General features: G+C 52.6%; 17 protein-coding genes. 3 read left to right on the top strand and 14 right to left on the bottom strand.

What is annotated here, in order from left to right; all coding sequences use genetic code 11:
* Positions 1 to 120: 120 nt before the first annotated feature.
* The 9 genes from MK110_10180 to tadA form a co-directional block, all read right to left on the bottom strand.
* Positions 121 to 999: a hypothetical protein gene (locus MK110_10180; protein MCH2211661.1), complete on the bottom strand. Its 879-nt coding sequence runs from the start codon at positions 997 to 999 to the stop codon at positions 121 to 123.
* Positions 996 to 2,627, bottom strand: coding sequence for a hypothetical protein (locus MK110_10185; GenBank protein MCH2211662.1), 1,632 nt, complete (start codon positions 2,625 to 2,627; stop codon positions 996 to 998). The genes MK110_10180 and MK110_10185 overlap by 4 nt, the downstream gene beginning before the upstream one ends.
* Before the next feature lie 46 nt (positions 2,628 to 2,673).
* Positions 2,674 to 4,314, bottom strand: a complete 1,641-nt coding sequence (locus MK110_10190; GenBank protein ID MCH2211663.1) for a general secretion pathway protein GspK — start codon at positions 4,312 to 4,314, stop codon at positions 2,674 to 2,676.
* Positions 4,311 to 5,534 carry a GspJ family type II secretion system protein gene (locus MK110_10195; GenBank protein MCH2211664.1) on the bottom strand — a complete coding sequence of 408 codons (1,224 nt, stop codon included), beginning with the start codon at positions 5,532 to 5,534 and terminating at the stop codon, positions 4,311 to 4,313. The genes MK110_10190 and MK110_10195 overlap by 4 nt, the downstream gene beginning before the upstream one ends.
* On the bottom strand, positions 5,531 to 6,082 hold the full coding sequence (locus tag MK110_10200) for a prepilin-type N-terminal cleavage/methylation domain-containing protein (protein ID MCH2211665.1): 552 nt from the start codon (positions 6,080 to 6,082) through the stop codon (positions 5,531 to 5,533). Before MK110_10200 ends, MK110_10195 begins: the two co-directional genes overlap by 4 nt.
* Positions 6,079 to 6,816, bottom strand: a complete 738-nt coding sequence (locus tag MK110_10205) for a prepilin-type N-terminal cleavage/methylation domain-containing protein (protein MCH2211666.1) — start codon at positions 6,814 to 6,816, stop codon at positions 6,079 to 6,081. Before MK110_10205 ends, MK110_10200 begins: the two co-directional genes overlap by 4 nt.
* A 42-nt stretch (positions 6,817 to 6,858) precedes the next feature.
* The gene (locus MK110_10210; protein ID MCH2211667.1) at positions 6,859 to 7,530 is read right to left on the bottom strand and encodes a type II secretion system protein GspG; all 672 of its coding nucleotides are present in this window, start codon (positions 7,528 to 7,530) and stop codon (positions 6,859 to 6,861) included.
* A 195-nt stretch (positions 7,531 to 7,725) separates the two neighbouring features.
* On the bottom strand, positions 7,726 to 8,937 hold the full coding sequence (locus MK110_10215; GenBank protein MCH2211668.1) for a type II secretion system F family protein: 1,212 nt from the start codon (positions 8,935 to 8,937) through the stop codon (positions 7,726 to 7,728).
* Positions 8,938 to 9,094: 157 nt separating this feature from the next.
* Complete coding sequence (gene tadA, locus MK110_10220; protein MCH2211669.1) at positions 9,095 to 10,801, bottom strand: Flp pilus assembly complex ATPase component TadA; 1,707 nt, start codon at positions 10,799 to 10,801, stop codon at positions 9,095 to 9,097.
* A gap of 208 nt (positions 10,802 to 11,009) precedes the next feature.
* Between tadA and MK110_10225 the strand changes: the two genes are divergently transcribed.
* Positions 11,010 to 11,273: a hypothetical protein gene (locus MK110_10225; GenBank protein MCH2211670.1), complete on the top strand. Its 264-nt coding sequence runs from the start codon at positions 11,010 to 11,012 to the stop codon at positions 11,271 to 11,273.
* Here the strand turns inward: MK110_10225 and MK110_10230 are convergent.
* Entirely contained in the window at positions 11,258 to 18,412 is a 7,155-nt protein-coding gene (locus MK110_10230) for a hypothetical protein (GenBank protein ID MCH2211671.1), read from the bottom strand. The two genes, MK110_10225 and MK110_10230, sit on opposite strands and share 16 nt — an antisense overlap.
* Before the next feature lie 682 nt (positions 18,413 to 19,094).
* Between MK110_10230 and MK110_10235 the strand changes: the two genes are divergently transcribed.
* Complete coding sequence (locus MK110_10235; GenBank protein ID MCH2211672.1) at positions 19,095 to 20,018, top strand: TIGR01777 family oxidoreductase; 924 nt, start codon at positions 19,095 to 19,097, stop codon at positions 20,016 to 20,018.
* Between the two features lie 338 nt (positions 20,019 to 20,356).
* Here MK110_10235 and MK110_10240 read toward each other — a convergent pair whose 3' ends face one another.
* The 3 genes from MK110_10240 to MK110_10250 are packed head-to-tail and all read right to left on the bottom strand — an operon-like array spanning position 20,357 to position 23,296.
* Positions 20,357 to 20,923, bottom strand: coding sequence for a hypothetical protein (locus tag MK110_10240; protein ID MCH2211673.1), 567 nt, complete (start codon positions 20,921 to 20,923; stop codon positions 20,357 to 20,359).
* Positions 20,923 to 21,840 (bottom strand): DUF4013 domain-containing protein, encoded by a 918-nt coding sequence (locus MK110_10245; protein ID MCH2211674.1) that lies wholly within the window; start codon positions 21,838 to 21,840, stop codon positions 20,923 to 20,925. The genes MK110_10240 and MK110_10245 overlap by 1 nt, the downstream gene beginning before the upstream one ends.
* A gap of 49 nt (positions 21,841 to 21,889) precedes the next feature.
* On the bottom strand, positions 21,890 to 23,296 hold the full coding sequence (locus MK110_10250; GenBank protein ID MCH2211675.1) for a DUF1501 domain-containing protein: 1,407 nt from the start codon (positions 23,294 to 23,296) through the stop codon (positions 21,890 to 21,892).
* A gap of 338 nt (positions 23,297 to 23,634) precedes the next feature.
* Between MK110_10250 and MK110_10255 the strand changes: the two genes are divergently transcribed.
* Entirely contained in the window at positions 23,635 to 24,492 is an 858-nt protein-coding gene (locus tag MK110_10255) for an alpha/beta hydrolase (protein ID MCH2211676.1), read from the top strand.
* Between the two features lie 10 nt (positions 24,493 to 24,502).
* Here MK110_10255 and MK110_10260 read toward each other — a convergent pair whose 3' ends face one another.
* Positions 24,503 to 24,901, bottom strand: a complete 399-nt coding sequence (locus MK110_10260) for a RidA family protein (protein MCH2211677.1) — start codon at positions 24,899 to 24,901, stop codon at positions 24,503 to 24,505.
* Between the last annotated feature and the right edge of the window lie 281 nt (positions 24,902 to 25,182).

Raw genomic sequence — 25,182 nt, forward strand, 5'->3', positions numbered from 1 at the left:
AAACAGTCGTCAAAGCATTCCTGTCGTTACGAAATTCAGTTTTCCGGCGTGGCAACCGTCTGAAAGTTCCACCATAACCTTGTTCCACCCCGATCCGCAGTTGCTCCTCCATCACTGCTGTCATCGGGTCGATACCGTTTCAGCATCGGCAAAACTCTGGCCCATCGTCAACTTAAGCTGTTGATTCCCCGACTCAACAATGGTCCAGTCTTCCCCGATCTCCACGATTCGTCCGCTGAGTGCCGTGGTATCGAATGTTGCTCCGGCTCTCAGCTTGTGCAGTCGATTGCCGATCTGTTCCGTGATCCACACCTGAGGAACATCGTTCCGCCAGATTACGCCCGTAAGCTTCGTCATTTTCATAGGATCCCTGAGATCGACATCAACACCAAAGATATTGTCGCGGGCGACGATGTCATAACTGCGTCGATCAGGAGAGACGAGTCGCTGCGTATGAGCCGGCTTCAGTATCTTCCGTTTAATTCCGGGCATCATCACAGCTTCAATGCTCATCGCCAGATCGAACTGGCCACTCTTACCGATTGGTGTAAGTCGAATACTGTCGATTCTGTGCAGCAGTGCCGTATTCTCGAACGTAAACAGAGCATCTGTAATCTGACTAAGTGTGCCTCGTGCCTGTGCGTTGATCGGCACAATTTTAAAACCGGCATTCGATAAAGGAGTTCCTGAATCGACTCGGGCATTACGCAGTTTCGAGGTACGAATCGTCTCAAGCAACCAGTTGCGGTACAGTGATCGGGCTGTCTCCGTACGGGCCGGGAGCGCCTGCTTTTTCCAGTGGCTGACTTTCCTTCTCAATTCCTTTGCACGTTTGAGTGTCCGGGTTCGTTTCTCAAATTTTTCAAGCAACCCGGTGTATTCCAGCCTGAGTTCATCGAGTGGTTTCTCAACTTTTTCATACCAAAAATAGTCACCGGCGCAGGCGCCACCGATCAGCAGAAGAACACCCAGCAGTACCTGTCGACGTCTATCGTTCATGACTGTGAAGCCCCTGGCCCGGACTTTGGTTCATCGCGCAGTCTGAATGGTTTATCCGCCGGTGGCGATGGTTCCTGTTCCGCCTGTTCTGTGATCCTGGTCTGCGGGGATCTGGTCTGCGGGGATCTGGTGGTTCCGGATTCTCGTAAATCACCTGGCCAGTCCGACTGCCGGTGAGCTGTATAGTCTTTGTTTTCCCGCTTGAGAATCTGCAGTGTCGTTCGAAAATTCCAAACAACGTCTTTCCCGCTGCGACTCTCGCTAAACGACGGTGTACGCGTGGTGTGATAGCGATCCTGAATTCCAATCTCCATGGCACGATGAGCTTCAGGTGAACTTGATATTCCCTGAAACGTGACCGTAAATCCCGTGCGGGCCGGTGTGGCCGCAAACTGCCGCACCGACACATCGGGACTGGATGGCATGCGAATCGTGATGTCGCGAATCTCATCCAGCCAGTTCATACGAGATCGTTCCCAACGTGACAGTCCGGATGCCTGCCGTATCAGTGGTGCTGTTTTCCGCAGGCTCTCAGTGATCGGTTCGAGTTGTGCCTTCAGCTCCGCAATCTCCCTGTGCTGTTCTGCAAACAGTGAGTCTGTATAGTACCAGCCTCCGCCGCTGAGGATCAGCAGCAGGACAGCGACGGCCAGCCATCGATTTCTCCGGCCGCTTGATGCCGACGGACGTCTCGGGTTCAGAAAATCCACAGCCGGGGTCACGCCGCTGGCAGTTTCCAGCAGGGCTGCGATCAGTGGGGCATAAGCCCCCTGCTCAAGATCCGCGATGTCTCCGGTCACGAGCTTCGACGCAGAAACGTGTGAAATGGCAAGCTGAACACGCCCCTCCAGCTGACCGGCCAGAATTTCCGTTTCCAGCGGTGAACCAACAAGTACGGCCCTGTTGACCTCAACGTTTCTCTCGCGCCGGTCCCCGATGGAGAGCATCGTCCGCTGAATCTCTCCGGTAACAAAGCGAGCTTCGGCTTCGCGACTTTGCCCTCGCGCCAGACTCAGCGTTCGTGAGAGGACAGGACGTTGATGCCTGACAACAAGAAGATGGGCTGATTGCGAGCCAACGCTCACAACCAGCACTGCGGATTGATCAGTTTCCTGCTGATCCGGTACAAAAACTCGCAACGGATGGGTCACCACGACCGCACTGTTTTTTGTGCAGCCGGAAAATTCCGCCAGGTTGTGAATCAGCTGTTCGTCTTCCGGTGCCATTGCCATAGCATTGACATAGCCTGAACCATCATCCCGCGGCGGGAAACTGATGAAATCGATCGACGCATCTTCACCGGGACCTGATAACTGTCTTCGAGCCATGTTCTGGACGAGGGTCGGAAGTTCGTCATCGGTGGCAGGTGGAACAGTAAACTCAACGGACTCGACGCAACCACGATTCACACAAAGAATTAGTTTTGCCCGCCCGACCTTCAATTGGTCAGTGATTTCCCTTAACCGACGCAACACATCGGGTGCTGGTCCGTCAGAATCAGACTGAACGGATTCCACAAGTTTTTTTTCTCCCGCTGCCAACACGTGGACAGCATCGCCTTTCCGCTTTTCACCAAACACGTAATGGAGTGATTGGGAATTCCAGCTGACAGCAAGAAATTTGCTCATGGGTGTACTCTTTGTTCGATTGTGTCTCGGACCGCTGCAGGCGGCATCACAGTCCAGGTTGTCTCCCGGTATTCAACTGTCCATCATCGTACACCAGTGAAGACAATCTAACGGGCAGACCACGGTGCGTCAGATCAAGCCAGGCCACACGCCGGGCCGGCACAACGGACGCATCAATCACAAGTCTGCGACGCAAAAACGGCCCCCCCGAATTCCGATACACCACAATCTCTCCTGAATGCACTGCACCACGTGTGGTAATATGCGGATAGATTTGGCGATAGGTATTGTAGTCCACCATTTGTCGAGTCAGCAGCCAGGCAGTGGACTCCCGTTCGCGGGCATCAAGAGTTTTTCGCTGCTCAATGATTCGGGCAACCACGCCCTCATCACCCATCAATGCTCTCAGAACCGGTTCCGTCGCCGTGTTAATGTTAATCCGGCCGACAAATCGTTCATTAATGCTGACTGTGACACGATCTTCCAGTTCTTTCATTATCTCAGGAAACTCCGGACTCTCTGAGTTCAATGGGCTGACAACCAGATTTCCACCAGCGAGCTGCGGCAATCGAACCGACGTATCCACCAAATCGACCAGGCTAACGATCTCCTTCAGAACAAACTCATCACTGTCCGGAATCACCAACTCGTTCAGAAACGCTTTAGCCTCCGATGCCCGTATTTGGGCTGAACCGGAGAACTCATCAACGACAGCCGCAGGACGTGAGATTCCGTAGAGTCGAGCAAGCAGAATGTACTTGAACAGTTCCTGTGGAAGAAACGAAAGCTCCGTATCAATTTCACCCGCATCATCAATGTGACCAGCCGGAAACACATTGTTGAGATTAATTCGATCTCTGCCGAAACGACTTTTGTTAGGTTCAGTAGAATGGACGGTGAACAGATCGGTCCATGAAAGACCGTTTAATGATTCATCATCCTGTCGCTGTCGGCTCCCGTAAAAAGCAGCTCGCGTCACTCCTTTGACGAACAAGAGCTCTTCAACTGACGTGGGGACGCCGTTGCGAGGTGTGTATGGGATGTTGAGCCGAGCGTAGTATTCCTGTTCTGCGCCAAATTCACGAGGCTGATCGTCACTGTCAATCCAGTCCAGAATACTGTCAGCGGCCACAACTGTCATACCGGGAAATTCCATCAGTACATTTCGCCCGGCTCCTGTAGTATCGTGTTCCCACTGCAGAACACGTCCCAAATGCAGTTTTCCCGATTCATTCTCCAGACCGAATCGGATCGTCGGCCGATGAATAAACTCACGAAATTCGTCGCCATTCTGATGTTCCGTCAACGCGTCCGGCCACTGATTAACAACAGAAAATTGCCACGGGAAATCCTGAGACACAGACAAGGTATCGATGTTCGCCGATGCCTTGTCTGCCGGTTTGATCGTACGTGAGACGAACAATCTCTGATCGTGATGCAGACGACCAAACGGTTCCGGCTGACCAGCCTCACGCTCGGCCAGAAGCACCAGAAAGGTTTCGGCACTGGCCAGTGTCTGCTTTGCCTGACGGAGTTCACCGTTGATCACCGCAGCTTCGTATTCTGTCGCCATACGATTCATAAAGGTAAAACCGGTCAGTGACATCATCACCACCAAAACCAGTACCACAATCAGAATCACACCGGTACGTGACCTGTTCAAAGAAGATGCAGAACGACGCCTCATTGCCAGGAACCTCCGGCAAGTGAGTGGCCGGGAATACGGCCAGCGGCTTCCATTGTGGAATCCAGCAAAATCAACTCACTGTAGCGACGGGGAGTCAATTGAAGGTTCGCTGTAAGGGGACTGCGGGTCTGTATTTGATTCCGGACGAACGATAGATGAAGTCGTCGTTCCAGACGTCCTGACGAACCTTGGGAAAGATTGACAGCGTGCATCTCGTCGAACTCACGCAGCAAAACCACATCCAGTGTGATTCGGACTGCACGCGGCAGTTGTCCCGCTTCATTCGATTTCCAGTCGGGCTGCCATCCTTCTCCACCGGAATACTCAAACCGACAGTCAACAACTTCGGGAATCAGTTCACACGATGATGGTCTCAACAGTGAATGATGTCGTTCCGTGGAATTATTGGCCGGTAGAAACAGCAATTCTTCGATATTGCTGCGATCCAGACGAAGATCATCTCGAAGGAAGTCACCATCCGGCGGGGAACGTCGATCCGGCATCGCCAGCAGTCGGACCGCATTGGCCTGTATTCGATACAGACCAAATGGCAGATCACCTTCACGTGTGGAGCCAAAAGGTAGAATCTGATAGATGATGGTTTGAAATTCATTCACAGACGGTGTGACACCGTCTGTTTCAGCGGCATCATTCGCAGGCAAACCGGCATCATCGAGGGACGCGGTTAATCCCCCGCCGCACGGCACTGTTATCCTGAGAACCTCAGATGTGCCCCGAATCAACACATCGGCCGGTCCGTTATGTTGGTTGTTGGACAGGTTGTTGATGTCAAAGATGAAGCTGGATCGATCATGATCAAGGCCGCCAGTAACGGTGTCGGCATCTGTCTCCACGTCATCAAATACAGCAGACGGATCGTGATATTCGGTTGTGTTTTCTGTCACGGGCAACGTAACGGTTTCCAGATCGTCACGGATCAGTTGCAAAACAGATCGCACGAGTTGTTGTTCGGCGGCCACGTCAGCCCCGGCCTTCTGCAGTGCCGCATACATTGACATCAGGCCCCAGACGGCAGTCATCAGAACAGCCGTCAGGCTAACGGCGATGATCATTTCAATGAGCGTATAACCATACCGCGGCACTGAGGTTCGGTATGACCATGCTCTCACTTCGGCCACACGGCGACCGACCAATCTACGTGCTCCCGGTCGAAGAAACGCCGAAAATGTACCCGAGGAGTCTGTTCGAAGGCACTTCATTGAATACTGCCTTCGATTAATTGTGTACCGTCGCTGGTATCGTCAACCCGTGCGTCCGGTGACATCCGGCGAATCCATCGTGTCAGTGAATATTGAACTCCTCGATGACCGGACTGTCGGGCCTCAGCAACGTCCACTGTAAGGATAGTCAGTCCCGGCAGATCCGGGACTGATTTAAGCCGAACGGAATACAGCCAGCGTACGGAGTCATTGTTTTCGACCAATCGGCCCTGAGGTAAACCTGGACGCAGAATCTGTTGTGTGCTTTGAGCGACGGAAACATCCGGCTTCAGCGCTAACAACGGAGCAGATTCAACCGGGAAAAGAGGCCGAAGCCCCAACATCATCTCGGTCAGAGTATTTTCACAGATACGCTGTGCTTCAGTCAGTCCCGAAGCATTTTGTGCGTGAATTCGCCCCAGCCCCGCAAGACGCGCAAGGACAACGACACTACCTAGCAGAATGGCCGTTGCCATAATGATTTCGATCAGACTGAAACCGCAGCGGGGCAGCGTCCCCGGCACCTGTGAAGAGTGACGCGATCTCACTGTTGTCTCCCGAGATCAGTGGATGTCTGTGTTTCACGAAACGGAGCAGTGAAACTCGCTCCGGATGTCAAACCTCGAATCTTCACCAGAATAGCAAAGTCATCGGCCCCGCTGATACGAAGACAGGCATCCTGACACCGACCGTCCGCCCGAAACGTCAAAGGCATCGACCAATCTGGCTCTGTCTCCGAAACCATCGCTGAACTCAGACTCCGGTCACTAACCTGATGCTGATTGCTGTACGGCAAACCAATAAATTCGAAGTTCACGAAAGAAACACCATCCGGCAAACGGCCTTCACGCATGAGTAACCCGTCGCCACCGTCAGTTTTTAGCCGACTGCTTGTTGATTCATCTTCCGTACTCCCACCTTCCTGGTTCTCCGAATTTACTGACGGGATTTCAATATCGGTGGTTTGGCGACTGCGTTCAATTTTCCAGCTCCTGCCGCCAGGCCTGCAGCGGAACGTCATGGATCTGCCCTCACGAATTGCAAACGACCGAGCCTTGCCCCACGCATTCTGAACACGGACTGCCCCTGAACGAAGACGACTGCGTTCAAGTGGTCCATTCAGTGCAGGCAATACGAACCCTGCTGCAATCGTGAGAACCGCCAGCACGATCAGTAACTCAATAAGCGAGAATCCAGGGCGTATGATGACAGGCAAACCACAACTGCCGCGGTTCGCCTGCCCCTCAGCATGGCCGCGTCTTCTGCTGCAGGGGGAAATCATCATAACGCCCTGATACACACTGACGTATCGCGCAAAATACAGCTATTCGCCCAGATCAATTTCAGCCCCGGCGTCGGGATCCTCGTCTGTGGTATCAAATCCTTCATCAGCACTGTCACTCCGGTTGCCGCCGCTGTTGCGTTTACCGGACCAGCTTACGACATCGTCTGCGGTGTTGTCTTTGCGGTCAGGACCAAGTGACCAGATATCCGGTTCACCAACCTTATTGTTCTGACCGGGAAACTCATAACGATAAGCGGTCCCCCACGGATCTTTTGGCAGACTGTCCGATTTGAGGTAGCTTCCCTGCCAGTTGGAATTTCCCCCGCTGTCCCCGTCCAGGCTTTCTGCTTCGTCATCGAGTCCAAGGTCAGCCAGATCTTCTTCGACACCAAATTCATCATCGCCGCCGAAGCCGTCATCGCCGGAAGTTTCACTCAACGAGCTGCTGGACGGACGTTCGACAAGGGCCTTGAGCCCCTGTTCCGTACTTGGATAGCCTCCCATGTGAAGGCTGTACATTTCCAGACTTGTCTTCAATAAACTGATTTGTGTTTTAGCGGCATCAACATTGGCCTTTTCACGACTTCCCAACAAACGAGGAGCCACCAAAGATGCAAGCAGCACCAAAATTGCCAGAACGATCAACAGTTCGATAAGCGAAAAGCCGTGGCGACCAGCGGCACAATTGTTTCTTTTCTGCATTTTTTTCATAAGTGTGCTCCTTCTTTGAAAGTCTTCAGTCCCGGTCCCGCAGTGAAACAACCAACGGGATCCTTAATGTTAGACATAACCGAGGAATCAAATCCCGAACCGCAGTGCGTTCCGGTTGCGGGCTCATTCCACAGTGATACTCAATCATTAGCGTCGACAGGTCACAGACCGATGCCAACTCACTTTTTTCATTCCTTAAATACTTGAACTCATCTCAAACACCGGCAGCAGAAGTGCCACGATCACAAACAAAACGGCACTACCCATCACCATCAACAACGCGGGTTCAATCAGACGTACCATACTGTCCAGTTGCCGTGACACTCGTTTATCCAGACTATCTGCGATCCTGGTGAGTACGTCTTCAAGATTGTTGGCCTCTTCGGCAATACTGATCATGGCCATCACGTTTCCGGGAATCAGTCCGCACGCGGACAATGGTTCAGAAAGCGTGGCGCCGGAGGAAATGTTCTCGGCAGAATCACGGATGGCCATTCCCAGGACAACATTGCCTGCTGAATCGCTGCTGATTTCCAGGGCCTTAAGCATCGGAACCCCGTTTCGCAGAAGGGTCCCCAGTATTCGACAGAACCGCGACGTTGCACCATTCAGGAACAGCGGCCCGAACACCGGCAACTTCGTTTTCGTACCATCGACAATTTTTCGTCCCCGGGGTGTCACCATCCATTTGCGAATCCCAATCACAGCGCCTGCAGCCCCAATCGCCACAAGAACTCCATACACGCTTCCCAGAATATCACTGAGCTGCAACAAAAGTATGGTTGCAACAGGAAGCGTCCCGTTTCGTTCCAGTTCGCTGAACATGTCTGCAAATTTTGGAACGAAAAACACAATCAATACGATGGTCACAGTGATTCCTGCGACCGAAAGGAACGCCGGATAGGCCATTGCTCCGCGAATCTTTCCGTTGAGCTCCTCCTGACGTTCCAGAAATCCCGCGGTTTGCTGCAAAGATTTTTCCAAAAACGCTCCCTCTGTTCCGGCTCGAATAATGCTCAGTGTCAATTCATTGAAGACATCACTGTGCGCCGCCATCGCTTCGTGCAGTTGCTGCCCTTCCGACACGCGACTGCGTATGTCAGACAGTACAGTCTGCATGCGTTCGCCGGGCGACTGCTGAATTAATATCTCCAGCCCCTGCAACAGAGGAACTCCATTGCTAAGCAAATCAGACAACTGTGTAAGAGTGGCTGCCAGCAATTCCGTACTAATACGTCCGCTAAAAGAGAACGTCACTGCCGACTTTTTCTTTGTCGGCTCCACGCTCATCGGAAACAGGGACCGATCGGTCAGCAGAGCTATGACATCGTTACGTGAGTCTGCTGTGATCAGCCCTGTGACGTTCTGACCTTTCATGTCTCTGGCGGTGTACGCGAATGCCTGCATTATCAATTGAAACAGAGTGCTTTGTGCGGTGTCCAACCATATCCCGGCGCACACAGAAGATAACGTGCCATCCACGCCAGTGGTGCGTGTGAAATGTTCAGTGCTCCCCCCCGGATTCCATAAGCCAGCGACCGGCTGACTATAGATCCGGTGTCTGTCAGTCGGCCCGGGTCACTCGCAGGACCTCGTCAATACTCGTGACGCCCCTGGCCACCTTGGTCCATCCATCGTGTCGCAGCGTTTTCATGCCTCCGGCAACAGCTGCTCTGTGAATAGCATTTGTTCCTGTACGATCATTGGCCAGTTGACGAATATTGTCACTGGTTTCCAGCAGTTCATAGATCCCCATCCGTCCTGAGTATCCTGTCCCTCGGCAACTTCGGCAGCCCCCGGGATAATAGAACGGTTCATCGGTTGTCAGTACTTCTTCGGGAAAGTCTGACGGCAACTCATCCATGGAAGGCATGTATGGTTTTCGACACTCCGGACAAAGTGTTCGAACCAGACGCTGAGCCACTACCCCTTCCACTGTACTGGCAACCAAAAATGGTTCGACTCCCATGTCAATCAGTCGCATGAATGATCCTGCCGCATCATTCGTGTGAAGAGTGCTGAATACCATATGTCCGGTCAGCGACGCCTGAACGGCATTTTCAGCAGTTTCGAAGTCTCGAATCTCTCCGACAAGCACAACATCCGGATCGTGCCTCAAAATGCTGCGGAGGCCCGCGGCAAATGTCAGTCCAACCTTAGGATTCACCTGGATCTGATTGATACCTTCCAGCTGATACTCGATTGGATCTTCAGTTGTAATGATTTTGTTACGTTCGCTTTTGATCTCAGACAACGAACTGTACAGCGTTGTCGTCTTGCCGGAGCCGGTTGGACCGGTGACCAGCACGATCCCATGGGGCAGACGGATCAAGTCACCGAATCGTTCGCAGATTTCCGGTTCCATTCCGATGCCGTGCAGCGAAAAGGACATGGCGTCCTTGTCCAGTACCCGCATCACGACCCCCTCGCCATGCAGCATCGGAATGATGGAAACGCGAATGTCGATTTCCCGACCGGATACGCGAATCTTGATTCGGCCGTCCTGAGGAACACGCCTTTCAGCGATATTCAGCTGGGCCATAATTTTCAGGCGAGAGATGATTGCTGCCTGAAACCGACTCATCTCCGCAGGTAATGGCTGAGTCTGCAGGACACCGTCAATGCGGTAACGCAGTTTGATTCCGGAGGCCTGTGCCTCCATATGAATGTCACTCGCACGAACGTTGACGGCCTCGGCCAGAATATCGTTGACCAGCCGCACCACAGAAGCCTGCTGAGCCATCGCAGCAGCTTCTGATTCGTCGAACTCCAGATCACCGAGGACTTCAATGCCGTCCTGTTCGTCTGCCTGAGCAATCAGACCGTCCAGTGTTTCCGCACCAACGCCCAGATGCGTCTTGATCAGTGTGTTGATCTCGTGAGGCAGTGCCAGCATCGGGCTCACAAACTGTCCGGTTGCAGCCGCAACGGCGTCGGTTGCCTGAATATCAAATGGATTGGACAAAACCAGTTTAATCGTGCCATCGACACGATTGATGGGGAACACACTGTGGCGATGGATCAGTCGAATGGGGAAGTCCTGAAGAACGGCATCGTCCAGTTCAAAACCGGACATATCGACCACCGGCATACCCAGTGTGTCACCAATTGACTTCAATGCATCGAGCTCATTGTCAAAACCATGTTCGCTGGCAAAACGATCCAGCTGGTCCCCCGCGGAAAACAATTCGTTTGCAGACCTTAATTCCTGTGACGACAACGTGCGCACAGGAACGTCTGTGGTTTCAGCAGGACTCAACGTGGCACTCATTTGGACACAAAACCAGTTTGGCCGGCAGGATGGTGCGGGATCAGGAGGTTGTAACGTGGTGGGAGAATGTGACCCTGATAACAAAGCATTAACAGTGAGCGAGCCTTGCGCTCGCTACGTTAGTTTGGATCACCGACAGGGAAGCAAAATGAAGGAGTGAATGATGTGAGCAGCACTATCCGGGAAGGAATTGACACGATTTCTATACATGGAAACCAAGATTGGCAAGAGCTTCCTGACGTTGATGACCGTGTTCCGCTGTCCTGTGGAAGAACAATGTGAGGGTAAATCCGTGCAGGAGTTGAGAAAGCCCACAACAATTCCACACGTCGCAGTCAAAAACCGGAGCCTTTTTAGTCATTTTGGAACGAAGTTGATTTTCACAGACGTTTTTGGACAGAACCCCGTGAAAACCGGAATTCAATCGGATGCTGGACCAGAAAACCAATATTTTCTCTATTTCAGTACCTGACTCAAGATCTCCATGACACGCTTTGAACTTGATTTTTCTAAAGGCAACAGAGTGATTCCACTGGCACGTTTGGTAAGAGCCGCTTCATCCAGTTCTTTAGCAAACTCTGTGACTTCTGCAAGCAGATCCGCTGGGGCTTTGATGACCAGCGAATTCGTTTCTCTTTGAGTTTCTATCATGAGCAACGGTGCCGATGCCGCCGCATTGATTTGTCGCAAGACCGTAGCAACTTCTGACGGCACACCGCTCGGGATTCCCATAGAGGCCCGTCTTCCACCTGCCGTCATCTGTGTTTTATAGAGACTCTGAAGAATATTCTCGATTCGCGCGGCATTTGCGTATTTAAGCGACAGTAACCCGGTCTGATACGCTCGGGTACCGTCACGATGCCTGGAATCAAGCACCGACAGCAGCGGTTCCAACCGACGGCGATCTGTGCGACTTCCGTATACAATCAGAGCATTGAGACGCTCTTCGGCAACCACTGCAATATCACCAAAATAGGCGATGCCGTCCGTCTCCTCACGAATCTGCTGAATCGTAGCCGACACCTCCGCAGCCGCTGTGTTTTTCAGCCGTAGAATCGAAAAGTCACGGTTACCGGCATCACCGGCCCCCTGGACACCGATCGCTCTCAACAGTGACTCGAGCTGATTCAGAGCATCCGTGTCGTCGGATGCGAGTGTAACCCGCCTGTTACCGGGGATGAGAATGACGGGATCTGTACCATCGCGTTTTTGCAGCTCTTCGCTTGTCGTAATCGCAGGACCAACAGCACCCGAGTCACTGACAATCGATGTTTGCACCGCGTCACCGGAGTTTACTGCCGAGACAACATGATCAGGACCATGATCACCAGTATTCGATTTGCCGCGGGAAGCCGATCCCGACGTCTCAGCAAAACCTAATTTTTCCGGCGGAACAGAAAACTGACCTGGAACGGAGTCCTGCTCATGCTGCGGATCAGCGTCTTCCAACTGCAGTATCCGAATCGGATTATCGCGGATCCGCGGCCACAGTTCTTCAATACGTCGAATTGCGCCCTGGACATCATCTCCGACGGGCACAATGCGCAGATTGACGTCTGAACCACCTGTTTCGCCGCCGGCCACACCTGATTCACCCAGCTGCACCAACAACTCTTCGATTTCCTTCAGCTGCATGTCAGTAGCGCGAATCCACAGTTGCTGCAGATTGTCATCCGGATGCACATCCGGCCTGCGGTGATCATCCTGGATCCGCCGACTGATCATCCGATCGATCGCGTTATATGCTTCTTCCGGACTTATAAACGACAACTGGAAGATTCTTAATCGTTGCGGTTCGTTCGGTGTGAATCGGCTGATCGTGTCTTTGACAAGCTGATGACCACGTTCGTGTGTGGTAACCATCAGAGTTTCACTGCCGTGGTCCTTACTGATCCGGGCTGCAGGATCCAGTTGACGAATGGCGCCGTCGACAACCTGATTCACAGTTTCCAGATCCAGATTTGGCACCGGATAAAACTCGAGGTGCCGCGAATACGGACCGTCCCGCGGATCAAGTTCCTCGATGATTGCCTTAATGGTTTCCTGCTGTTCGGGACGTGCGACGGCCACAATTCTTTTGTTGTAGTCATCCCAGTTAATACGAACTTCGTCTGACGCCGTAAATGTTGTTTGCAGCAATTCAGTCAGTTTGCTCCCGTCGTACTGACGCATCAGATAACTCTTCGCTACCGGCTGTTTGGTTTCGTCGCCCTGTCCGGTCATTTGCTTAACGACTTCGGCGATGGTTTCATGTTCCTCGGGCAGCGCCGTGGCAACCAGCGTTTCCGCCCTGCGGTCCGTCACCAGTGTGGCATCAGGAAACATCGGCTTCAAAACCGAGATCACGGCCCGCGCCTGACCCCGCCCAAGACGGTAAGACTGTATTTCGATTCCTTCGGTTTCGGAGCGACGAGAACGCATTTGCTGCACCAGCTTTGCGATTTTCGCCTGTTCTTCGGCAGGAGCACTAATGATGATGTTCCGACCACCGCTTTCGGGTGACATGGTCACATGTCCGGAAACCAGTGGATCCAGTGCACTGATCACAGTACGTGCATCAAGTGGTGCTACTCGATATGTGGCTAGACTCTTTTCAACATTTTCCGGCAAAACCCCCATTTGCCGCATCAGCTCGACGATCTTCAGTTGCTCAGCCGCCGGTGCGATGACGACCATTTCGTCTCCGGCTGGTGCAGTGGAAAACGTAGTCTGTCCGGAAACAAGAGGCTTCAATGCAGCGATCACGGTTGCCGACGTCATTGGCGCTGTCCTGAACACTCTGACAATCTTCGCAGCAGCGTTCGGTTCAACGTCGATCTGCACCAGCAGTTCACTGATCCTTTCGTGCTGGTCAGGCCGGGCAAACACTACGGTCTGTCCGTTTGCAGGATTGACACTCACCAGGAAATCAGGATCTCCGGAAAACAGTTCCCGAACAACAGACTGAACATACGAACCGTCCAGGTTTGCTGTTTCATAGGTCTTTGGAATCACACCGTTTCCATCTTCAACCGCCTTTCGTATTTGCTCAGCGACCACCTTGATTCGTTCCTGCTGATCCGGTGCAGCCGTGACAATAATCATACGTCGACGTCTGTCGGTAATGATTTTTGTATCCGGGTACAGCACAGACAGGATCTCCTGAGTTTCGACTGCGTTTCCTTCACCCACGAAATAGATGGCCACCTGATTTTGTGCCCCGTCCCTGATCGCTGACGTAATCTGATCGACTGCCTTACGAATATCCTCATGACGATCCTCAAACGCATGGATGTACAGACGTTTGCTGTTGGCATCCACCGTAATTCGGACAGAATCGTCGGTCGAAGTGAACGGAGCCAGTGCACGGCGAACGGTCTCCGGGTCTGTCCCGGTGACGTCGTAAATGACGGTCGTTTTCCGAGGAGCACCCGCAGTCGCTGTGGCCAGTTCATCAAGAGTGGCTGAAATCTTTGCATTCTGCTCTGGTGTAACCAAAGCGATGAGCTGTGTGCCATCGCTGCTGACCTTCACATCCAGATCAGGAACAGCCGAATTCACTACTGACCGGGCCGTTGAAAGCTGATCGCGCTGAACACGGTAGAACTTCAGCTCCAGCAGGTTTTTTCTGTCCGCGTCTGCCTGAGACAGTTCATCAATCGTCTTTCTTATCTGGATATGATCCTCGGTTGTCGCCACAACAGTTAACGTTCGGGCGTTTCCGTGTCTGTTGGCAATAATTTTTATATCAGGGTACAGAACGGTCAGGATCTCCCGAGTCTCGCCGGCCTTTCCATCAGCCACGATATAGACGGTCACCTGTGTTTGTGCATCCTGCTTAAACGCGGATACAATCTGATCGACTACCGCACGAATATCTTCGTGACGATCCTCAAACGCGTGGATGTACAGACGTTTGCTCGCCGCATCTACCGTGATTCGCACAGAATCGTCAGTCGAAGTGATCGGAACGAGTGCACGACGAACGGCCTGCGGATTCGTCCCGGTCACATCATAAATGACGGTCGTTTTCCGCAGAGCTCCCGCAGTCGCAGTGACCAGCTGATCAACTATCGCTGAGATCTTTGCATCCTGATCTGGTGTGACCAGAGCGATGAGTTGTGTGCCGTCGCTGCTGACCTTCACATCCAGATCGGGAACAGCCGAATCCAGAAGTGACCGAGCTGTTGAATGTTGATCGCGGCGAACACTGTAGAACTTCAGTTCCAGCAGGTTTCCTCTGTCACTGTCTGTTCGAGACAACTCGTCAATTGTCTTTTTTATCTGAACGTGATCCTCCTTTGTCGCATGGACGGTCAACGTACGGGCATTATCATCAACGATCACCGTGGACTCAGGATAAACCCGTTCGAAGAACAGACGCAGCCGTTCCGGGTCACTGTGAAACGACGAATAAACGACAGAAGTCCATTTGTCCACGTTTGACGAACTGAGCGTGTCCAGCAATGCCGCGACTTTCTGGTGTTCTTCCAGTTGACCTCGAACGATCAGAGTCTCAGCCGCCTGATCACGAATCACAGTAACTTTGGGAACCTCGTCTTTGATCAGTGAGATTGCCGTTTCCGCGCTGATACCTTTGACCGGGTACACCATCAGCCGGATCTCACGGCCTTCCGGTGCTTCTGTATCCAGCTGCCGAATCGCCGATTTGATTGTCACCTGTGTTTGCGGTCGGGCTCTGATCAGAAGTCGGGATCCGCGAGAATCCACCTTAATCGACGCATCCGGAAAAATCTCACGAAGAATTTCCGCCACACCATCTGCTTCCACTGTAGTGATCGGGTAGACGACCAGTGACGGCTTCTGATCAGCCGGTATCTCACCGTCAAGCTGCGCCAGTACGGTATCGACGATCTCATGATGAACCGGTTTTGCCCAGATGATCATCTCACCAGGTTCTCCGCCGCTGAGAACCTGAATCCCCGGAATTTCATCAGACAGTCCCTGATGCACCGTGTTAAACCGTGCTCGCTGCGAATTTGTAACACCGTAGACCCGGAGTTCCCGTCTCTGCTTCTCAGGCGCGGCCGATTCCAGTTTGAGCAGTGTTTGCCGGACGATTTGATGATCTGTCTGGGAGGCAACCACAGAGAGACGTTGCGTTTCTCGCTCATGCGTGATGGTAATGCCAGGCACAATCGCCCCGAGGACACTAACCGCATAATCGCCACTGACTCGTTCCAGCGGATAGAACTGCAGTTGAGCAAGTTCACCGCGTACGTCCCGAGTGATCTGATCAATGGCAGAGTTAATGAGTTCGTGGTCTTTGATAGTGGCGGTCACCAGCAGCCGATGGCCGGCCGTATCTGAAGTGATGGCGGCGTTCGGAGTTAAACTGTTCAACAGATTTGTCACAGTTGCCAGCTGGATATCAGCCCTCAGTGGGTACGATTTCAAACGACGTTTGTTGATTTCCTGATCACCGGTCAGTTGTGTCAGCATCGGCCCAATCACGTCAAGATCCTGTTGTATCGCTGTCACAAAAACTCGTTTGCCGACGGAGTCAACCATAACAATTGCTTCCGGCGTCACTGGAGTCAGAAGTGATTTCACCGTCTCTGCCGTCACATTATCGGGCAGTGGAAACGTCTTGAGCTTTGGTCTCCTCAAAGACGTTCCGGTGGTCAATTGATCAAGGACCACAGCAACTTTTTGCTGCAGGTCATCTGTGGCTGTGACGAGAATGCGTGCGTTGGCCGCATCAATCACAACCGAAGCTTCAGGAGCCAGCGTCTTAAGCATCGACGTCACGGTATCCGGACTGACTTCGTTCGGCATTGCATAAGACCGCAGGCGCCTTTCAGAATCCGGAAGCCCCGTCATTAGTTGCTCCAGCAGACGCTCCGCGGCCGTATGTTCTTCAGCTGAAGCGGTGATCAACAGGCGTTTGTTGACCGCATCCGTCTGGACGGTCGCCTTTTTGGCAACCGACCGGAGCATCGTTGTGAAGGTCTCGCTGTCCACCTGTTCGGGTAAGGAATACGTCCTGAGCGTCAGACCCTCCGCTGCAACATCCCGGGACAATGTTTCCAGAGTTGCTGCAATCGTTTCATGGTCTGTCGGCTGAGCAACGATCAGCAGACGTTCGTTGGCCACATCCGGTGTCACAGCTGCTTTCGGAACGACAGACTGAATGACGGTGTTTGCCATTGCACTCAGTGCAGACGGCACGGAATAGGGCCGCAGCACCGGGCTGGTGATATTGGCTGATTCAGGCTGCAGTTGGTCCACGAGCGTCTGCACAGCTCGCAACTCCGCCAGCCGACCGACGGCGATCAGTGTTGATGTTCGTTGATCAACGGTGACGCGAACATCGGGAAGGACTGATGTGATCAGTTTTTGAACAACTTCAGAATCGATGTCTTTCAGCGGATGAACGCTCAACTGCTTATCGCCGACGACGCCCTGAGGATTCAGTTCCAGCATCGCGGCTGTGAGCTTTTGGTGATCAAGGGAGTTCGCGAACACCACAAGCCGACGCGCTGCTGAATCATATTGCAACGTGGCAGATGGAACGGCCAGCCGGAGAGTCTTCAGCATCTGCTCGACGTTGTTGGCGCGCACCGGATAGGATTTCAATTCCGGACGCTTGTCCGGTCCCTGATTCTCCTCAAGTTGCTTCATGAGGGTGACTGCTCGCGCATGCTGTTCCGGGACCGCATTGATAGTGATCTGAGAAGCGGTTTCGTCCAGGACGATTGTGCCCCCAACAAATTTTTTCAGAACGTCGACAACCGAAGCAGGGTTTGGATGCTGCACGGGATAAGTTGTCAATACGGGCTTCGGCCCGCCCCCTGGTGCAGGTCTTGGTGGTGGAACGTCCATGGCAACCTGCTGGATATTGCGAACAATTTCAGCTGAATCAGTGACCAGAAGCTGTTTTGTCGCGGCCATCGCTCTCACGTCACCCCACGCACTCACCAGCGGTTTAATCTCAGTCATCACCAGACTGGCGTCGCGTTTGTCCAGGGGAATCAAAACGCTTACGAACTCAAATCTTCCTCGTTTTGGTAAATCTTCAAGCGGAATACGGGGGACTGTTCCGGCCGGAATACCATCTTTAAGTGAAATGCACATGAGCTGCTGATCCCGACGCACCAGCGTGAAACCCTTGATCATCAGCCAGCCATTCAGCAAATCGATTGCCTCATCGGGTTCATACTCGCGACGGTCGGAATAATTGAACGTACCTTCAGGAGCTTCCTGCATCGCCAGCGACAGTCCGGCTTCACCGGCAACCCAGTACAGGACTTCTGCCCACTTCTGAAATCGAAAATTGAATCTGATACGTGGTTTCTCAATGAGTGCAGCCAGCCTGGTTTGCTGCTGTTCTGTCAGAAGAGCCTCCAGTTTTGTCTGAGCCTCCGCAGCAATTCCGGCTTTCGCCCCATCGTCTTCCGCAGCGTTTAACGCGATATTCCGTTCAGCAATGATCGAGGCAATCGAGGCCTGCTGGTCATCTGTCAGCGAGAGTGCTGCGGCAGTGGTTTCGGAAGCCAGTCGGTCGTACAGAACAGAATTTACCTCCGACTGTGCATACGTCATTGTGCAGGTCAGCAAAACAAGCCAACTGATACCGACAAACACGAGACAGCGGACATTGATATTCATAATTGTTGGTCCATCAGCACGTCATGCGTTGAGATGCGCATTGGTACCTGCAAAGACAGATCCTGTGTACTGCTACGTTACTGTCAGTCATGACAGTAACGTAGCAGCCTGAACAGAGGTGAGCAGTGACAAGTGTCAGGTCAGGCACCATGACGATCAGTCCTGATTCCTGGCGGGAAAGTAACCGGGAACAACCGTGTTTTCCGCGATCGGTGGTCTCTGCGGCTGCAGAGACTCCGTCCGGCAGTAATTGTGGCTGGTTGTCCCTCAAAAAAAAAGGAATAGCCGATTTGGTCATGGAGATCTCCACCGGTCTCAGTTGTGGGTCCTGTTCCTGCCTCAGATGTCTGAGATCCTTTACAGATGAGAATGGGAAATCAGGTCAAATTTCAGTCTGTCGAAGCCTCTTTATGAACGTCTGTGAGGCTTCGGTGTCAGTAATCAGTCCGATGTGTGTAACCTTCACGTCGATTCCTGTTGCCCGGGCGAACTGTTGCCGGACGTTTCATTAAAGGCTCTGGCACATGGGAATACATTTGCATGGTCTCGTGTTGAGTCCAGGTTCGGCAGATGGGCCGTGTGAAATGTGCAGGTGCCCTGATTCTCTGTTAGGATGAATCCTGTTCTGCGGTTTAAACCTCATTCTGTGGATCAGATATCAACAGTGGAGAAGGGAAGGATTGTGAGTCAGGCTACGCAAGTCATCGCAATTACCGGCGCCTCAGGGATGATCGGATCGAGTCTGTCGACAGACTTAAGCAATCAGGGACACACGGTGATCCCGTTACAGCGGGGTACCCGTCAGCCGGAAGGCTCCGATGTGTTTTGGGATCCAAACAAACAGGGAGTCTGTGATCCTCAGACTCTTGACGGGGTCGATACGGTTGTTCATCTGGCAGGTGAAAACATCGCTTCCGGACGCTGGACAGCAGCTCAAAAACAGCGAATTCGTGGAAGTCGGGTCCAGGCTACTCGCAATCTGGTTCGATCACTGACACAAATGAATCGGCCCCCTGCAACGTTTATCTGTGCATCGGCAATTGGAATCTATGGGAACCGAGGCAGCGAACAGCTGACAGAATCATCAGATCCCGGTAGCGGATTTCTGGCTGAGGTGTGCCGTGACTGGGAAGAGGCAGCAACCACAGCCGAATCGGCCGGCATGCGGGTCGTTTGTGTACGAATCGGTGTCGTACTCAGCACTCAAGGTGGGGCCCTGGCCAAAATGCTGACACCGTTCAGGTTTGGTCTCGGTGGCATCGTTGGCAACGGGAATCAATACTGGAGCTGGATCGGACTTCCGGACGTGGTTGCCATTTTGCAGGAAGCAATCACCAATAAATCTCTGCAAGGCCCGGTCAATGCCGTAAGTCCGAACGCCGTAAACAATCGTCAGTTTACCAAAGTCCTCGGCAACGTTCTGAATCGTCCGACGATTTTTCCTTTGCCTGGCTTCGCCGCAAAACTGATGCTCGGTGAGATGGCAGAGGATCTGTTGCTGAGTAGCGCTCACGTGGTCCCGGAAGTACTCACACGAATCGGATTTCAGTTCCAACATGCTGATCTGGAATCCTGCCTGAAATATGAGATTCATTCGTCTGCATAAAATGCGGGAAGTCAGATCAGACGACAATTAACAGTCAATTGCAGGAACTAACGTTTACTGCGTTTGTGCTTCGTCCAACCCGCAAGGCCACTGTACTGACCAAAACAATCGGTCTGGACTTCACCTGCCGGGCCATTCAACATCAAACATTGAAATTGCTGTTTGGCGGGTTCTAGCCGTTAAAAGCAGCACCCCGGACGGACAAGCCTCGTGATGAAACTCCGCCTTGGCGACTGAGATGACGACTTAATGATGGAAGTTTCTACAGGGCGATGCACTTAACGTTCGCCAGGTCGGGCCCCTCCCCTGCAGGGCCCAAACCCCGGTCAACCTGTGTGTTATGTAACACTCACATCATCGGAAGCACCACGTCCAAACAAGTCCACCTGGAACGTTTTCAGCCCTCTGGAAGCAGCCAGGTCCCTTATTCCAGAGAGAATGACCCCGATCCCAAAAAAGACGCAGACAATCATGATCCACGGCAGGAGTTCCTCCTGGGAGCTGAATCCGGTCGGTAGAGAAACCCAGTTCCACAGATTCGGAATAAAGTGCGCGAGAAAGAAACCGTAGACAACCGCCATAATGAGATGTAAGCCACGTTCCTCGTTGGCGACACCGCCAATCTCCGCTCTCTCGATGACCTCAATGTTGAAATCCCAAATAGTGATGCAAATTTCGAGAACGATTAACAGGCCAAGAACCAGAGCCAACAATCCCTGCCATTTTACAAAAGGTAACGTGAGAAAAAGTGTTCCGTATACGAAATCTCTGAACGCGTGAAGTTGAAGCTCACCTCCGACTTTGGGGCCATGAATCGGCAATCGATAGACATATTCGTGGTAGTACAGAGTATCGAATGCTCCCAGCACACCTTGCGCCACCATTATCATTAATGCAATTTCCATCAGTCCGTCTCACGGAATACGTATTGTCCAATGATCTGCGGGAGAGGAATGACAACAGGGCCGACCTTAATCATTAAACAAGGAACGGCGTCTGCCGGATTTAAGCATTGGTAGACTGCAGCCCGGCGCGTAGGCTGAACAACAAGATGTTCGGATTCCTCAAGTCTGTAAAACCAGGACCGGGAAGAATCCACATCGCGATCATTTTGCAGTATTGAATTAAATTCATAGATGATAGCGAGATAGCACCAGACAACCCCCCATGGCGCAAAGAGAAGAGCAAAGTGGCCTGAGAGACTCATCAGCGCTGAGTGATACCAAGCCAGCACATACGCCCGAAAATGTTTCACTAACGTGGAAAACGCAGCCAGGAGATTGAAGGCAGACAGATATCGGCCACTCTTTGAGACTTGAAGAAACGCGGATGGAATAAAAAAGATGACCAGTCCGAAAACACCAAGTAGTAGCAGACAAATCTCGAAAGGGATGCGATAGCCGTCCGAGAATAATGTCCAATAGATCAGAACCGACGGGAACGATAAAGTTGAGAAAATCGTGCATGCGGCAAATAACAAACCCGTATACAGCCAATACTGATTGGGTTGAACACCATTGACAAGCAGAAGAAACACCAGTGCAACATAAAGTGGCGAGAGGTAACCAAAAATGACTCCCATCGCCTTAAGCCCCTCGATAAAAAAATAGACAATACGTCCCTTCCATTCGGGAAGAACAGGGTGAGTTCCGGACGAGAGATTTGATATGAGTTCTTTTCGGTATCCCAGCGCGGCAGGCCATCCGACGGGATGAAAAAACAGAAGTAATAAGCCGCCAAAAAATATCTTCTTGCGCCAATCCGGGTCACAAACGATAAACGCGCCTGACAGCTCAGTCTTTTGCAACTTACGAGTCGTCATTGGTTAAGGTCCCGGCTTTTAAAATCTCCAGGTAACCATCCTGCGGCATCTAAACCAGTTCTCGAATCGGTTTCCCGCCATCCAGCAGGTACTGGGGGCGACCGCGAAGGTCATCGATCGTTGTCTTTGATGCATCAATACCAAGATTGTGATAGAGCGTGGCAAAGACATCCTTGTAGTGAACGGGGCGTTTGACAGGAACCCCTGCCTGGCGGTCTGTGCTGCCAATGACCTGTCCGGACCGACAGCCGCCTCCCGCTATGATCGCCGGACCGACTTGTGGCCAGTGGTCACGACCACCATCTTTGTTGATTCGGGGTGATCGCCCAAACTCACCCCACGCGATCACCGTAACATCGTCCAGCATCCCGCGTTCGTCCAGATCCTCTATCAGGGCCGTCAGACCATGATCCACGATGGGTGCCATTTGCCTCATCCGCGGAAAATTCTTTGAATGCGTGTCGAAATCACTCAGTGTCAGACTGACCACACGGACACCCGCTTCGATCAGGCGTCTGGCCAGCAGCAGCTTCAGAGAACCTTCCGGACTCTCACTGGTGCTGAATCGTTCCACCGTGTCCCCCGGAGCCCGATACCGAGCCAGAACATTTTCCGGCTCAAGGTTAAAATCCAGTGCCGCTGCAAATCGGCCCGATGTCAAAATGCTGACCGCCTGTTGTGTGAAGCCGTCCACGGCATCCATCATTCCCGCAGCATCGATTTCACGTTTGATGCCATCCAGCCCCGCAAGCAGTTGTCGCCGATTTTTGATACGTTCCAGTGAAAGATCGGAATTCAGCGTCAGACGGGTGGTATGGTTGCTTCCCAACCGAGCTAACTCACCCTCCATCGCCGGTTCCAGCGGGCGACTGAACAGATCCGAAAGTTCCGGCCGAAACGGACCATACGACGGACCCAAAAAACCGGGGCGCCCGCTGTTTCGAACGAGGGGCCGACCCTGCATCAGATCCACGAACCCCGGTGAATGATCATCCCGGGATCCTGCGAGCTTACTGATTACACAACCCATCGCGGGACGGCCGCCCACTGACTGGAGGTCCGTGTGGGAGAAGCCGCTTTGGCATTGAAACGCATCGTGCTTTCCTGCCGACCCGACCAGTGAACGAATAAATGAAAAGCGATCGGCAGTCACCGCGAGTTTTGGAAACAACTCACAGATCCGGAAACCCGGCAGACTGGTTTGAATCGGCAGAAATTCGCCACGGATTTCACGAGGAGCATGAGGCTTCATATCGATGGTGTCCAGCTGCGGTGGACCACCGTCGAGATGAATGTTGATGATAGCCTTGTTCGACGACGCAATTCCGACGTCTGCTTCAGCCCGAAGCAGATCGGAGAGACACAGACCTCCGAGACCCGCGGATCCCGCCGTCAGAAACTGACGCCGTGTCATTCCGTCGCAGTGACAAACCGTTCGATCGTAAATGGTCAGCATGGTTCACATTCCGGAGCTGACCGGCGTTTAACCATAGTCAGACTCTCTGACAATATTTTTACACAGAATGGCAATTGATGAGAGGATTTGCAATATCAGGAGAAGCAGATAGGACGACACAACCCTGTTTTCCCTGCCGACTGGTTCAGTACGCGACGCAGGATTACTCGATGACCGAACGGCAACTGCGGTCGGCCTTAACCTTTGCTGCATCTGCGGAGACACGGTCGGGTGCGGCTTCATTATTTTGATCAGTGCGAACCGGATTGTGAGAAACACGACAGCTTTAATTTTGGAAGGGAACAGTTCAGATTGAGCTCCCGTATGATGGCCCGACAATGAGTGAAACGCTGCATTTGGTGAACATGGAAAACGGCGGGCGGATTGCGCTTTACCGACTTGCGGGTCAGCATTCCGATAGACCACCCGTTATTGTGGCTCACGGCACCATTTCCAACGTCAACACTGTACGCACACTAGGAAAGTTCCTGGCGGACAATGGATTTGACTGCTGGTTACTGGAGTGGGCCGGACATGGTCAAAGTCAGGCTGCCAGCTCCAGACAGAATTTTGAATACGCAGCATTCAATGATTTGCCTGCAGCCGTGGATACGGTTCTCCGTGAAACACAGCAACAGAGAGTCCTTTGGGTGGCACACAGCGGTGGAGGACATCTGCCGCTGATGTACCTGAGTCGACACAGTGAACAACAGTCGCAGTTCGCGGGAATTGTCACAATCGGAACTCAATCAACTCACGCAGCACTTCGATTCCGAGACAAGGTGGCGGGAGCTGTGCTGTGGAGCATCACCATGTTGATGAACCGGACTCCCAAATTTATTTTGCCGGTGGGAAATGACCATGAACCCACGCGACTGCTGCTGCAGTGGGCAAAGTGGAACATGACCCGCCAGTGGCTGGGCACCGATGGGCTGGACTACATGGCCGCCCTGGCAGATCTCACTGTACCTGTTGCCGTCGTTGCCGGTGCCCAGGATTCGATTGCTCCGGTTGCAGGCTGTCGTGCGATCTATGACTCCATCGGTGCTGATAAAAAAACGTGGATCCTGTGCGCAAAATCGCAGGGTTTCAGCAAAGATCTGACCCATGGTCAGTTGATTCGCGGAACGCACGCACAGAACGAAGTGTTCCCGAAACTGACGGAATGGCTGCATCATCGAACGGAACACGGCTGACGGCTTTGAATCAATCTGAGTTCACGACTGCCACGGCTTCGATTTCCACAAGCAGACCGGGAAATACCAATTGCGGTGAATGAACCGTGGCGCTGGCCGGTAACCGGTCCGGGAACGCAGCAGTGCGAGCTTCGTTGTACCCGGAGTAGTTGCTGAAATCAGTGAGCCACGCCGTGATTTTTACGACGTCGTTCAGTGTTGCACCACCGACAGCGAGAATCTCAGCAATGTTCGAAAAGACTTTGTCGGCCTGAACCCTGACATCTCCTTCTCCTACCAGATTGCCGTCCGGGTCAAACGCGATCATACCTGAGACCCAGATCATATCGTCAACCTGCACACCGAGATCATGACTGAGATTCTCGGCCCATTTCCATCCGGAGGGACGAAGTGATTTCCTTCTGGCCATTGAAAGACGACTCCCGCTTCTGAAGGTCGTTGTGAAATTCTTTCATGAAGAATAAAGATCGTAGTATCGGCCTGCAATCGGAACCGTAGCCAACTGTGACCGACCGTTTCTTCGCATCACATTCTTACGACTCCCGTCTTTTTCTATTTTTCCTCACTCTGCCGGACGACACAAATCGGGTCAGCTGGTCGTGCTATCACGTCCCGTGACACGCCCATCATCATCCTCTGCCGTATCACGAGCTGAAGTTGCAAAGGCCAATTCCGTTATCATCGATCACC

Source organism: Fuerstiella sp. (genome assembly GCA_022447225.1).
Lineage (GTDB): Bacteria > Planctomycetota > Planctomycetia > Planctomycetales > Planctomycetaceae > S139-18.

Bases quoted from the DNA above. Each gene is read 5' to 3' on its own strand.
- MK110_10180 (MCH2211661.1), bottom strand. From the start codon at position 999: ATGAACGATAGACGTCGACAGGTACTGCTGGGTGTTCTTCTGCTGATC.
- MK110_10185 (MCH2211662.1), bottom strand. From the start codon at position 2,627: ATGAGCAAATTTCTTGCTGTCAGCTGGAATTCCCAATCACTCCATTAC.
- MK110_10190 (MCH2211663.1), bottom strand. From the start codon at position 4,314: ATGAGGCGTCGTTCTGCATCTTCTTTGAACAGGTCACGTACCGGTGTG.
- MK110_10195 (MCH2211664.1), bottom strand. From the start codon at position 5,534: ATGAAGTGCCTTCGAACAGACTCCTCGGGTACATTTTCGGCGTTTCTT.
- MK110_10205 (MCH2211666.1), bottom strand. From the start codon at position 6,816: ATGATTTCCCCCTGCAGCAGAAGACGCGGCCATGCTGAGGGGCAGGCG.
- MK110_10210 (MCH2211667.1), bottom strand. From the start codon at position 7,530: ATGAAAAAAATGCAGAAAAGAAACAATTGTGCCGCTGGTCGCCACGGC.
- MK110_10215 (MCH2211668.1), bottom strand. From the start codon at position 8,937: ATGCAGGCATTCGCGTACACCGCCAGAGACATGAAAGGTCAGAACGTC.
- tadA (MCH2211669.1), bottom strand. From the start codon at position 10,801: ATGAGTGCCACGTTGAGTCCTGCTGAAACCACAGACGTTCCTGTGCGC.
- MK110_10225 (MCH2211670.1), top strand. From the start codon at position 11,010: ATGGAAACCAAGATTGGCAAGAGCTTCCTGACGTTGATGACCGTGTTC.
- MK110_10230 (MCH2211671.1), bottom strand. From the start codon at position 18,412: ATGAATATCAATGTCCGCTGTCTCGTGTTTGTCGGTATCAGTTGGCTT.
- MK110_10240 (MCH2211673.1), bottom strand. From the start codon at position 20,923: ATGGAAATTGCATTAATGATAATGGTGGCGCAAGGTGTGCTGGGAGCA.
- MK110_10245 (MCH2211674.1), bottom strand. From the start codon at position 21,840: ATGACGACTCGTAAGTTGCAAAAGACTGAGCTGTCAGGCGCGTTTATC.
- MK110_10250 (MCH2211675.1), bottom strand. From the start codon at position 23,296: ATGCTGACCATTTACGATCGAACGGTTTGTCACTGCGACGGAATGACA.
- MK110_10255 (MCH2211676.1), top strand. From the start codon at position 23,635: ATGAGTGAAACGCTGCATTTGGTGAACATGGAAAACGGCGGGCGGATT.
- MK110_10260 (MCH2211677.1), bottom strand. From the start codon at position 24,901: ATGGCCAGAAGGAAATCACTTCGTCCCTCCGGATGGAAATGGGCCGAG.